Source organism: Hoyosella subflava DQS3-9A1 (assembly GCF_000214175.1).
Taxonomy (GTDB): domain Bacteria; phylum Actinomycetota; class Actinomycetes; order Mycobacteriales; family Mycobacteriaceae; genus Hoyosella; species Hoyosella subflava.
The window spans coordinates 1309478-1320997 of record NC_015564.1 but is presented as its reverse complement, the minus strand read 5'-3'; the positions used below and the strand labels follow the sequence as shown (position 1 = coordinate 1320997).

The 11520-nt window shown below is 62.1% G+C and carries 11 protein-coding genes; 6 read left to right on the top strand and 5 right to left on the bottom strand.

All coding sequences use genetic code 11. The features are described 5' to 3' along the window. Nucleotides 1–7 precede the first annotated feature (7 nt). Both AS9A_RS06175 and AS9A_RS06170 read right to left on the bottom strand, forming a co-directional pair. The gene (locus AS9A_RS06175) at nt 8–997 is read right to left on the bottom strand and encodes a carbohydrate kinase family protein (RefSeq protein WP_013806073.1); all 990 of its coding nucleotides are present in this window, start codon (nt 995–997) and stop codon (nt 8–10) included. A 210-nt stretch (nt 998–1207) separates the two neighbouring features. Then, nucleotides 1208–1558, bottom strand: a complete 351-nt coding sequence (locus tag AS9A_RS06170; protein ID WP_013806072.1) for a HesB/IscA family protein — start codon at nt 1556–1558, stop codon at nt 1208–1210. A gap of 251 nt (nt 1559–1809) precedes the next feature. Here AS9A_RS06170 and AS9A_RS06165 point away from each other — a divergent pair, with 251 nt between their 5' ends. The 4 genes from AS9A_RS06165 to AS9A_RS06150 are packed head-to-tail and all read left to right on the top strand — an operon-like array spanning nt 1810 to nt 4980. Next, the gene (locus AS9A_RS06165) at nt 1810–2535 is read left to right on the top strand and encodes a DUF3043 domain-containing protein (protein ID WP_013806071.1); all 726 of its coding nucleotides are present in this window, start codon (nt 1810–1812) and stop codon (nt 2533–2535) included. Nucleotides 2536–2549: 14 nt separating this feature from the next. Next, on the top strand, nt 2550–3083 hold the full coding sequence (locus AS9A_RS06160) for a bifunctional adenosylcobinamide kinase/adenosylcobinamide-phosphate guanylyltransferase (RefSeq protein WP_013806070.1): 534 nt from the start codon (nt 2550–2552) through the stop codon (nt 3081–3083). Nucleotides 3084–3118: 35 nt separating this feature from the next. Next, nucleotides 3119–4183, top strand: a complete 1065-nt coding sequence (cobT, locus tag AS9A_RS06155) for a nicotinate-nucleotide--dimethylbenzimidazole phosphoribosyltransferase (protein WP_013806069.1) — start codon at nt 3119–3121, stop codon at nt 4181–4183. Continuing rightward, a complete protein-coding gene (locus AS9A_RS06150) occupies nt 4180–4980 on the top strand; it encodes an adenosylcobinamide-GDP ribazoletransferase (protein WP_013806068.1) in 801 nt (266 codons plus the stop codon). Before cobT ends, AS9A_RS06150 begins: the two co-directional genes overlap by 4 nt. Before the next feature lie 29 nt (nt 4981–5009). On the opposite strand, the gene AS9A_RS06145 is transcribed toward AS9A_RS06150, so the two are convergent. Both AS9A_RS06145 and gcvT read right to left on the bottom strand, forming a co-directional pair. Further along, nucleotides 5010–6113, bottom strand: a complete 1104-nt coding sequence (locus AS9A_RS06145; RefSeq protein WP_013806067.1) for a branched-chain amino acid aminotransferase — start codon at nt 6111–6113, stop codon at nt 5010–5012. A gap of 23 nt (nt 6114–6136) precedes the next feature. Next, nucleotides 6137–7228, bottom strand: a complete 1092-nt coding sequence (gcvT, locus tag AS9A_RS06140; protein ID WP_041450905.1) for a glycine cleavage system aminomethyltransferase GcvT — start codon at nt 7226–7228, stop codon at nt 6137–6139. Nucleotides 7229–7355: 127 nt separating this feature from the next. On the opposite strand from gcvT, the gene AS9A_RS06135 reads away from it, so the two are divergent. After that, on the top strand, nt 7356–8921 hold the full coding sequence (locus tag AS9A_RS06135) for a leucyl aminopeptidase (protein WP_013806065.1): 1566 nt from the start codon (nt 7356–7358) through the stop codon (nt 8919–8921). Nucleotides 8922–8944: 23 nt separating this feature from the next. Here AS9A_RS06135 and AS9A_RS06130 read toward each other — a convergent pair whose 3' ends face one another. Beyond that, entirely contained in the window at nt 8945–9322 is a 378-nt protein-coding gene (locus AS9A_RS06130; protein WP_013806064.1) for a hypothetical protein, read from the bottom strand. Between the two features lie 359 nt (nt 9323–9681). Between AS9A_RS06130 and sucB the strand changes: the two genes are divergently transcribed. Further along, the gene (gene sucB / locus AS9A_RS06125; RefSeq protein ID WP_013806063.1) at nt 9682–11493 is read left to right on the top strand and encodes a 2-oxoglutarate dehydrogenase, E2 component, dihydrolipoamide succinyltransferase; all 1812 of its coding nucleotides are present in this window, start codon (nt 9682–9684) and stop codon (nt 11491–11493) included. Nucleotides 11494–11520 lie beyond the last annotated feature (27 nt).

The following is an 11520-nucleotide window of genomic DNA, read 5'->3' as shown; positions in this document are numbered from 1 at the left end:
TCCGCCCCTACGCGCTGGCACCGATGGGCAGGACTTCGCCGATCTCTGCGGCGGCGTCCTGCCCGTACGCGCCAGCGAGCCGGGCGAGAGCTTCGTCACGGTTCCAGCTCCACTCCTGGGTTCCGACGGTTTCCAGGACGAGGACAGCCACGAGACAGCCAAGCTGAGCGGACCGTTCAAACCCGAGGCCGGCTACTCGTCCGGTCAGGAATCCCGCACGGAAAGCATCACCGACACCGGTCGGATCAACCCGCTTGAGTTCGGGCACGACATCGACGTGGATCCGCTCGCCGCCCGAAGGCATGATCTCGACACCTCCGGCGCCCAGCGTTGTCACCCGAACGTCGACCTGGGAGGAGACGTCTTCTGCGGTCAGTCCAGTCTTCTGGAGAAGCAAACCCCACTCGTACTCGTTCGTGAAGAGATATGCGGCGCCTTTGATGAGGTGCCGAGCCGCGGCTCCGTCAATTCGCGCGAGCTGCTGCGACGGATCCGCGGCGAAGGGAAGACCCAGCTTGCGGCACTCGTCGGTGTGCACTCCCATAGCTTCGGGGTCATTTGCACCGATTAGCACCATATCGATTGACGGGTTCTGGCGAACGACGTCAGCGATCGACGTGTCTTTCGCCTCGGACATCGCACCCGGATAGAAAGACGCGATCTGGGCCATATCGAGGTCTGTAGTGCACACGAATCGCGCGGTATGCGCGGTCTTCGAGAGCGAGACACCGGCGCAATCGACACCATGGGATTCCAGCCACTCGCGGTACTCAGCGAAGTCACCGCCTGCCGCGCCTACTAGCACCGGTGATCCGCCCAGCATTCCGATCGCGTACGCGATATTCCCGCCAACACCTCCCCGTCGCACGACGAGATCGTCAACCAGGAAACTGAGCGAAATCTGGTTCAGCTTGTCCGCGACCAGCTGCTCAGAAAACCTCCCCGGAAACGTCATGAGGTGGTCTGTTGCAATCGATCCGCTCACAGCGATCGCCACTGATGATCCCTTTCCATGCCCACGGGTAGATACACGCGAGGTCCTCGCGACGCCTTACGGTACCGCGATGGGCTGATCCGAAGAGAGCACGAATTGCCGGAAAAGCACTCCGGGGCGGTCCGGTTTATTCACCAGACCACCCCGGGTGCGACTTTAGGGGATGCAACTTCGGCGCTGCCTACTGCCGTGGCTCCCCAGCTTGGATCCGACTCAGTTGAATGAGTCCCCGCAGGCGCACGAACCCGTTGCGTTGGGGTTATCGATCGTGAAGCCCTGCTTTTCGATCGAATCCACGAAGTCGATGACCGCGCCGTGAAGGTACGGCTCGCTCATCCGGTCAACGGCGAGTGTGACGCCCTCGAAGTCCAGCGTGTGATCGCCGTCCAGGGTCCTGTCGTCGAAGAACAACTGGTAGCGCAAGCCTGCGCACCCACCTGGCTGCACAGCAATTCGCAGCGAGAGATCCTCGCGCCCCTCCTGCTCGAGCAGCGCCTTTGCCTTCGCAGCTGCAGCCGGAGTCAGCGTCACACCCTGCGTGGCGGTCTCGTTCTGCACAGTCATGCGTTCTCCCTCAGCTTCTACATCATTGCCGTGCCGTGCACATATACCCGTGCTTCCTTAAACGGTACATCCTTCAGGAACATTCCCACAGCTGTGAGCGGCCGTGAAGTCCCTCCTTCTAGTGTGGAAGGCGCCTCAGCGTGCGTAGCGTGACAGAAGCCACGCTACGGCCAAGCCAGTCGTGGTGCGGCCGGCGTGGCACTTGTCGCATCGGGTTTGTCCGGCCCCTTTCATCCAATACCCTGTAGCGCGTGAAGTTCCCCCGACGTGGCAACGAGCAGAATTCCCCGAGCGAGAGCGAGGGCGATGCACAGCACAGTCCCGACGCGAGTGGTGAAAGCTCCGGCCAGACGCGCGGCAACGCGGCTGAGCAGACTGAACGACGCGGATACACACCCGGCAAAGGCCGCCCAACGCCGAAGCGGAATGAGGCCACGCGAGGGAGTCGCGGACCCATCACGCCAGCGCCCATGACGCGTGCCGAGGCACGCGCACGCAAGAAGGCGCTCAAAGCAGCCAAAAAAAATCAGCCGAAGATGAGCAAAGCCGAGAAGAAGCGCGCTGCTGCCGAAACTCGTGCACGGGCGTCAGAGCGACGCGCGCGGATGATGTCCGGCGAAGAGGATTACCTGCTCCCGCGTGACCGCGGTCCAGTTCGGCGGCTGGCACGCAATTTTGTTGACGCCCGACGCAACCTCGCCGGGTTGTTCATGCCACTAGCACTGCTCGTCCTGCTGACGCTCTTCATGCCTCCCGAGCTTCAGGGCGTTATCACACTCGGCATGCTCGTCTTTCTTATCTTCATGATCATCGAAGGCATCATGCTCGGCCGGATGATCAGCAACCGGATCCGGGAACGCTACCCGGACAGCGACGACACCGGCTTCAGCATCGGCTGGTACGCGTTCGTCCGAGCGACACAGGTCCGCAAACTCCGTGTCCCACGCCCGCAGGTCCGGCCAGGGGACGCGGTCTGACCGCCACACGAACGATGGGCCGTGTACTCGTACTAGGTGGCGCGCGTTCCGGCAAGTCCGGCCACAGCGAAGAACTGATCGCGGTGATGGCAAACTCACCAAGCGAGGTGCGATACATCGCTACTTCCCCGCCACGGGTGAACGACCCTGAATGGGAAGAGCGCATCGCGGTGCATCGAGCACGACGAGCGCCGCAGTGGCACACCGTGGAGACTGCCGACGTTGCTATGGAACTGCGCCGCGAACGCGCTGTTCCAACGCTGGTGGATGACCTCGGCACCTGGCTGACAGCGCAGATCGATGCGCGGCAAGCCTGGGACGGTGGCCCCGCGGCGCTCGATGATGTGCTGGACGATCTTGTGTCAGCCGTCTGCGCATACGAAGGGCCACTTGTGATCGTCACGCCGGAGGTCGGGATGGGGATCGTTCCCCCTACGCGCTCTGGTCGGATGTTTCGTGACCTCATCGGGGTGTTGAACAGCCGACTCGCGGAAAAGTGCGAGAAAGTAGTTGTGGTCATAGCGGGAATCCCCTTGCCGCTGAAATGAAGTCAGCGCGAAGTTCAGGAGGAGGACAACGACCGGTGTCAGCCCCAGATGAGCCGGATCCCCGCGTCGTGTTCGATTCGGTCCCCCAGCCTGACCGACCGTCGCGCCGGGCAGCCCAGGACCGCCAGCGCTCGCTGACTAAACCACCTGGTTCTCTCGGGCGGCTCGAAGAGATCGGCGAGTGGGTTGCCGCGTGCCAGGGGCAATGTCCGCCACGCGTGTTCGAGCGCCCGCGAATCGTTGTCTTCGCCGGAGATCACGGCGTCGCCCAAACTGGAGTGTCGGCTTACCCGCCAGAAGTGACCCAGCAGATGGTCCTGAACTTTCTGGCTGGCGGAGCAGCGATCAATGTTCTCGCCAGGGCAGCTGGAGCATCCGTGCGAGTGGAAGACCTGAGCGTTTCCGGTGACACACCTCCTGCGGTCTCCCGGTATAAGGTGCGGCGGTCCTCTGGCCGTATCGACCGTGAGGACGCGCTCACGGAAGAGGAAACGCTAACCGCGATCGCCGCTGGGCGCGTGATCGCCGATAGCGAAATCGATAGCGGCGCGGACCTGCTCATCGCTGGAGACATGGGAATTGGGAACACCACGCCCGCCACCGTCCTCATCGCTTCGCTCACCCGGACTGAGCCAGTGGCGGCTGTGGGGCGCGGCACCGGTATCGACGACGTCACCTGGATGCGGAAAACAGAAGTGATTCGTGATGCGATGCGACGCGCGCGCCCTTCCGTTCGCAACCCCGTCAAACTCCTGCAAACGGCAGCCGGAGCGGACATCGCTGCGATGGCCGGGTTCCTGGCGCAGAGCGCAGTGCGCCGTACGCCCGCGATCCTCGACGGAGTTGTTGTATCAGCGGCAGCAATGGTCGCCGAGGATATGGCTGCTGGAGCACGTGACTGGTGGATTGCCGGGCATCGCTCAACCGAACCGGCGCATACGCTTGCCTTGCGGCAGTTGCAGCTCGAACCGGTAGTGGATTTCCAGATGCGGCTTGGTGAGGGCTCGGGTGCAGCCGTTGCGCTGCCAATTGTCCGGGCAGCCGTCGCGACGCTTGCAGAGATGGCGACTTTCGACGAGGCAGGGGTGAGTGACCGGTGACAGATCGGCGTTCGCGACGTTCGGTGCATGCACCCGAAAGCGCCGCCATCGACGGGATCCGCGCCGCTTTTTCATGGCTGACGGTTCTGCCCGTTCGGGGCCCACGCATCGCGGATCGCCAGGCAGGGAGCTGGGCGATCGCCGCGTCCCCTTTCATCGGCCTAGGGCTCGGCGTCCTGTCGGCTCTCGCGTTGTGGGGTTTGGTTGCCCTTGAAGTTCCCGCGCCACTCGCAGGTATAGCGACCGTCGCACTCCTCGCCCTCCTGACCCGTGGAATGCACCTCGACGGCCTCGCCGACACCGCAGACGGACTTGGAACCTATGGGCCTCCGGAGAAGGCTCAGGCGGTGATGCACAGCGGCAGCTCAGGCCCGTTCGGCGTCGCGACGCTGGTGCTTTGCCTCGGCGCACAAGCATTCGCGCTGGGGACTCTAGCGGAACAAGGGAAGCTCGTAGCAGTCGTCGTAGCGATCGCGACAGCGCGCGTCGCCGTCGTCCTCGCGTGCCGGCCCGGTATCCGTTCCGCGCGCCCGGAAGGTTTCGGCGCTCTGGTCGCGGGAACCCAGTCGTGGGCGATAATCGGAACCTGGCTGATCGCAGCGGTGTTTGTGTCGATCGTCGCCGTGCCTGACCGCCCTTACCAGGGCACGATCGTCATAGCTGTCGCGCTGGTACTGACCTTCTTGTTCACTAATCACTGCGTGCGCCGATTCGGCGGCCTGAACGGCGATGTGCTCGGCGCGGTCCTTGAGTTGACGGTCGTGCTGATCGCGGTGGGGATGCTCGTCGGCGGGTAGCAGGCCTACCCCACCGACTGGCCCACGCGCTATCCCAGCTTCTGCATCCAGCCGCGGGTGTCCGCGAATGTCCCTCTCTGAATGCCCGTCAGGGTGTCGCGAAGCGCAACCGTTACTTCACCGGGGTTGCCATCCGCGATTGCGTACTCCCCACCGGGGTACTTCACGCTGCCGACGGGCGTGATCACCGCCGCAGTGCCACACGCGAAGACCTCGGTGATCTCCCCGCTCTTGGACTTCGTTTCGAGTTCGTCCACAGAAATTTTGCGTTCTTCCACAGGAATCCCGGCATCCGAGGCGAGGTGGATGAGTGAGTCACGTGTGATGCCCGGCAGGAGCGAACCCGACAACTCTGGAGTGATGAGTCGAGCGTCCGCGCCCGACCCGAACACGAAGAACAGGTTCATGCCGCCCATCTCTTCGATATAGCGCCGCTCGATCGCGTCGAGCCAGACCACCTGATCACACCCGTGATCAATCGACTCGGCCTGAGCAAGAAGTGACGCCGCGTAGTTGCCAGCGAACTTCGCTGCACCCGTACCGCCGCGCACCGCACGAACATATTCCGTCGACAGCCAGACGCTCACGGGCCTGATCCCGCCCTTGAAGTAGGCGCCTGCAGGCGAAGCGATCAGCAGATACTTGTATTCCTTCGCAGGCCTTACGCCCAGCCCAGACTCGGTGGCGAACATGTAGGGACGCAGATACAGCGATTCTTCACCGCCCGCCGCAGGGACCCAGGCCCTGTCGACGCCGATCAGTTCCCGCAGCGATTGGAGGAAAAGCTCGTCAGGCAGTTCAGCCATGGCGATGCGCCGCGCCGACGTTCTGAAGCGAGCAGCGTTGGCATCGGGGCGGAAGGATGCAATCGAGCCATCTGGCTGGCGGTATGCTTTCAAACCTTCGAAGATGGCTTGTCCATAGTGCAGCACCATCGCGGCAGGGTCCAGCGTGACCGGACCGTAGGGCAAGATCTGCGGGTCATGCCAGCCTTTTCCCTCGGTGTAATCGATACTGACCATGTGATCGGTGAAGTGCTGACCGAACCCCGGCGATTCGAGCATGTTGTTGCGCTCCTCGTCCGGCAGGGCGGAAGGGTGCGGAACGCGACTGAACTCGGGCAGTGCTGTCATGGGCGAAAATCCTATCGCGAAATCTATTGAGTCTTAGGAACGACAAACGGTGGTCGCACGACAGCGCAGGGCATGTGCCGCCCGCGGACCTCCACCATCACTTCAGCACCTGCATCAACTTCTGCTGTTGCGTCGAGGAGAGCAAGCGCGATTCCGGCTTTCAGGGTAGGGGAAAACGTACCTGAAGTGCAGGTACCAATCACCTGATTTTCGCGAGTGACGGTGAGTCCGGGACGGAGGACACCACGGCCAAGCGCACGCAGTCCCCACATTTGCCGCGGCACGCCTGCGCTCTTTAGTCGCAGTAGCTCGTCACGACCCCAGAACTGAGGCTTCTTCCATCCGACCGCCCAGCCGCAACGCGCTTCCAGCGGATTGATCTCCAGCGAAAGTTCGTGTCCATGAAGCGGGTAACCCATTTCAGTTCGGAGAGTGTCCCGAGCCCCGAGGCCAGCTGCTTGGCCGCCTCGCTGTGCGATGCAATCGACCAGGCGAGTAAGCGCATCCGCCGCGCTTTCCCAGGGAACAAGCAGTTCATATCCGAGCTCACCTGTGTACCCAGTGCGGCAAACACGGACCACGGTCCCCGCCAAGGCCGACCATCTGGCGTCCTCAAACGCCATGTATGCCATGTCTGTCGGCAGGCCCTCAGCAAGTAACACTTCACGCGACTGCGGTCCCTGCACGGCGAAAATCGCGAAAGCTCGATGCTGATCGTCAACGGTGACTCCGGCAGGCGCCTTCGCGGCGAGACGCCGCGCAACCTCCGCGGAGTTCGCGGCATTGGGAATAAGAAAGACCTCGCTCTCACTGACGAGATAGGCGATCAGGTCATCTACAACCCCGCCTTCCTCGGTGAGACACAACGTGTATTGCGCTTTGCCTGGACTAGCGCGGCGCAGATCATTCGACAGGCTGTTGTTCACGAATTCTGCCGCCCCCTCCCCGGACACCAGAACTTTCCCGAGGTGACTGACATCGAAGATGCCCACATGCTCGCGTACGGCCGTGTGCTCCCCGACCACGCCTTGATAAGAGACAGGCATCTCCCAGCCTGCAAATGGCGCGAATGTCGCACCGAGGCTCGCATGTACTGCGTGGGCTGGGCTGCGCATAGGGGCTGTGTCACTCGGGGCAAGTGAAGCAGGGGGAACGGATTCCGATGTCACCGGACTAACGCTAGCCGGCGCGCGTAGCGGTAGCCTCGAACCGCAAGAGTGTGTGAGGCATCAAAACATCCCCATGTGGTCGCAGAAAGCGGAAGTGAGGAGTCCCTTGAGCGCGGATCGTAAGTCACGCCAGCTCGGACCGGAGATCAAGCTCGCAGGCAAGATCGGCAAACGCCATGAAGTGGTCATAATCGGCGTCTGGAAAGGCGAAGACGGCCCCGTCGTGGATGACGCCGCTGGAGCTTTTGACGAGTCGACACGTGAACTGCTGTCTGGACAGCTACTCACCGCCGGTGCCACCGGCAAGGCAGACGAGCTGACTCGAATCCCGGCTCCCACACCCATTCGGGCATCAAGCGTTCTGTCTGTCGGCCTGGGGGCAGCGCCGGATGACGGTGCCGTCGACGCGGAACGGCTGCGCCGCGCAGCTGGCGTCGCCGCGCGCTCGCTCGCGGGAGTGCAGAGCTCGGCGTGCACCCTAGGCAGCCTCAACCTGGGCGCCGCAGTGGAGGGCCTCTTCCTTGGCGGCTACGCATTCACTGAGTTCAAATCACCCAAGTCGCGACCGGGGCCGGAGTCCGCGCCCCTGGCAAGCGCGGACATGATCGTTCCGAATCCGAAATCGAAAACCTCGCAACGCACCCTTGAACGCTCCGTCGCGATTGCCGAAGCTGTCGCGACGGCGCGCGATTTCGTCAACACTCCCCCAAGCCACCTTTTTCCTGGCGAGTTCGCCGACCGCGCACGGATACTCGGTGAAGCCGCTGGACTCGCAGTCGAGGTGCTTGACGAGACTGAACTCGCGGACGGCGGTTACGGAGGGATTGTCGGCGTTGGGCAAGGGTCCTCACGGCCGCCCCGGCTGGTCCGCCTAACACACCATGGTGCAGCCAAGAAGGGCACGAAAACTGTTGCGCTCGTTGGGAAGGGCATCACGTTCGATACCGGTGGCATCTCCATTAAGCCGGCGGCGAACATGGAGAACATGACGTCCGATATGGCCGGGGCGGCGGCCGTCATCGCCACGGTTGTTCTTGCCTCAAGGCTCGAACTTCCGTTGACGGTCATCGCCACGGTCCCCATGGCAGAGAACATGCCTTCGGGCACAGCCCAACGGCCCGGTGACGTGATCACACACTACGGAGGCACCACCGTCGAAGTTCTGAACACCGATGCCGAAGGCCGACTTGTCCTTGCGGACGCACTGGTTCGCGCCGGCGAGGACAACCCCGATTACGTCATCGATACCGCCACGCTCACAGGTGCGCAGATGGTGGCGCTCGGGAATCGCACGCCCGGCGTCATGGGAACCGACGAGTTCCGAGACCGCGTCGCGGGGCTTTCTCAGCAAGTGGGAGAAAACGGGTGGGCGATGCCCCTTCCGCCGGAGCTTCGCCGAGACCTTGATTCGAAGGTCGCCGATCTCGCCAACGTCACAAACCACCGCTGGGGCGGCATGCTCTCAGCAGGCCTATTCCTCAAGGAATTCGTTCCGGAAGGCGCCGAATGGGCGCACATCGACATCGCAGGGCCCGCCTACAACACAAGCGGACCATGGGGCTATACAAGTAAGGGCGGTACCGGCGTTCCCGTTCGCACACTCCTTGCAGTTCTCGAGGATATCGCCGCCAACGGGTAGCTGTAGAACCAACTGGCGATGCGTCAGTAGGGCTGCTGATCCCGCTTGATCTGTTCCCTGCGCTGCAGAATCCGCTGACGCTCGTCGTACTCCCTCATGCGCTGGGGGTAGCCGGTCTTTTGCACGTCGTAGATCGGCACGCTCAAGCGTTCACCCAGCTTGCGCGCGGTTTTCGCGTCACCAACGCGACGCCGGGTCCATTCCCCATCTTTTGCGATAAGTACGACTGACAGCTGGTTGACGAACGTCTCAGGTTCAACGAATGCTTCCACGCCTTTGCGCTCAGCAACCCAAGCTTCAAGGTGCGCTACGTCGGTGTCAGACATTCCGCGCAGCCGGGCCCCAGTTCCCACGCCGCCGCTGCCACCGAAGGATCGGCGCATCCGTTCGAAGATTCCCATAACTCGATGCTGCCAGGAATCCGACGGAAGTCCCACTTGGGACATTTGACTGCGACCGTTTTCTGCGGAAACCGGACATCTCAGCCTCACCGATCGGTGCGAGCACTCGAATTAACTTTGGTGAAATGGCCCCTGCGCGCGCGGTGACCGTTCAGTGATGCAAGGATGGCATACAGCAGCGAAAACATTCGCGTCACCCGTAGAAGGTTTCGCTGCTAAAGCAGTATCTCGTGCAACTGGCCCCACAAGGTCAGCGCCACAAGCACAATAGAACCGACTAGAACCGAATACGTCGTCTCGCTACACCACGGCGGGCCGACGCGCCAACAACCCAACGAGCGCCGAGGAGTCGAAGGATAATGGCCTTCTCCGTTCAAATGCCCGCCCTAGGTGAAAGCGTGAGTGAGGGAACCGTCACGCGATGGCTCAAGCAAGAAGGCGATACCGTCGAGGTCGACGAGCCCTTACTTGAGGTCTCCACCGATAAAGTTGACACCGAAATTCCTTCGCCTGCGGCTGGCGTTCTGAGCAAGATCATCGCAAACGAGGACGACGTCGTAGAGATCGGCGGTGAACTCGCCGTCATCAGTGAAGATGGCGAAACCGACGAGAGCGACTCCGGTGGTGACGACGAGTCCAGCGCCGATGAGTCCAGCACCGACGAAGCCGACACCGACGAAGCCAGCTCCGAGGAGTCCGATTCCGAGCCTGCCGACGCAGATGAACTCGCCGAGAAGTCGGAAGAAACCGAAGACTCCCCTGCCCAGGAGGAAGAATCAACCGGGGATTCCTCGGGAACTCAGGTCACTATGCCCGCTCTCGGTGAGTCAGTCACCGAGGGGACAGTCACTCGATGGCTGAAAGCTGTCGGGGACGAAGTCGAGATGGACGAGCCGCTTCTCGAGGTTTCGACAGACAAGGTCGACACCGAGATTCCCTCGCCAGTTGCTGGCACGCTACTCGAGATCACAGCCGAGGAAGACGAGGTTGTCGAGGTCGGTGGCCAGCTCGCGGTGATCGGCAGTGGCAAGCCTGAGCCGAGCGAGAAGAAATCAGAAAAGAAGGCCGAACCCGAGCCGGAGCCCGAGCCCGAGCCCGAGCCCGAGCCCGAGCCGGAGCCGAAGGCAGAATCAAAGTCCAAGCCGGAGAAGAAGCCGGAGCCGAAGGCAGAATCAAAGTCCAAGCCGGAAAAGAAGCCCGAGCCGAAGGCAGAGTCAAAGCCCGCTTCCGGGGCAACGCCGTACGTCACGCCACTCGTGCGAAAGCTCGCTTCGGAACACAAGATTGACCTTTCGACTATCGAGGGCTCCGGGGTAGGCGGCCGTATCCGCAAGGAAGACGTACTTGCCGCGGCGGAATCTGCTAAGTCAACGAAAGACAAGGCGCCTGCTACTTCCGGAGAGAAGAAAGATCGCACCCCGGCAGGGGTCCGCCCTGAACTCGCAGAACTGCGTGGCACGGTACAGAAGGCCAACCGAATCCGTCAGATCACTGCGGTAAAGACCCGTGAGTCGCTCCAGACAACAGCTCAGCTGACGCAGACCCACGAAGTCGATCTGACCCGCGTCGCAGCGCTGCGCGCAGCGAATAAGTCAGCGTTCAAGGATCGCCACGGAGTCAACCTGACTTTCCTGCCGTTCTTCGCGAAAGCTGTGGTCGAAGCACTCAAGCTTCATCCGAACATCAACGCGAGTTACGACGAGGATGCCAAGGAGATCACCTACCACGGCAGCGAACACCTCGGAATCGCGGTCGACACGCCGAACGGTCTGCTCTCGCCGGTCATCCACAATGCGGGCGACATGTCTATCGCAGAACTGGCTCAAGCGATCAACGACATCGCATCCCGGGCGCGGACCGGGGGCCTGAAGCCAGACGAACTCACCGGCGGCACGTTTACTGTCACAAATATCGGCAGCAACGGAGCGCTATTCGATACACCGATCCTCGTTCCGCCACAAGCGGCGATGCTGGGTACCGGTGCAATCGTCAAGCGTCCGATCGTTGCCCGTGATGCCGATGGAAACGACGTGATCGCCATTCGCTCGATGGCGTTCCTGCCGCTGACATACGATCATCGTCTTGTTGACGGCGCCGACGCGGGCCGGTTCTTGACAACGATCAAGCAGCGGCTCGAAGAAGGCGAGTTCGAGGGCGACCTCGACCTCTGACTTGAAACTGGCCCCAGGGATATCCCT

Bases quoted from the DNA above. Each gene is read 5' to 3' on its own strand.
- AS9A_RS06170 (WP_013806072.1), bottom strand. From the start codon at position 1,558: ATGACTGTGCAGAACGAGACCGCCACGCAGGGTGTGACGCTGACTCCG.
- AS9A_RS06160 (WP_013806070.1), top strand. From the start codon at position 2,550: ATGGGCCGTGTACTCGTACTAGGTGGCGCGCGTTCCGGCAAGTCCGGC.
- AS9A_RS06145 (WP_013806067.1), bottom strand. From the start codon at position 6,113: ATGACAGCACTGCCCGAGTTCAGTCGCGTTCCGCACCCTTCCGCCCTG.
- gcvT (WP_041450905.1), bottom strand. From the start codon at position 7,228: ATGCGCAGCCCAGCCCACGCAGTACATGCGAGCCTCGGTGCGACATTC.
- AS9A_RS06135 (WP_013806065.1), top strand. From the start codon at position 7,356: ATGTGGTCGCAGAAAGCGGAAGTGAGGAGTCCCTTGAGCGCGGATCGT.
- AS9A_RS06130 (WP_013806064.1), bottom strand. From the start codon at position 9,322: ATGGGAATCTTCGAACGGATGCGCCGATCCTTCGGTGGCAGCGGCGGC.
- sucB (WP_013806063.1), top strand. From the start codon at position 9,682: ATGGCCTTCTCCGTTCAAATGCCCGCCCTAGGTGAAAGCGTGAGTGAG.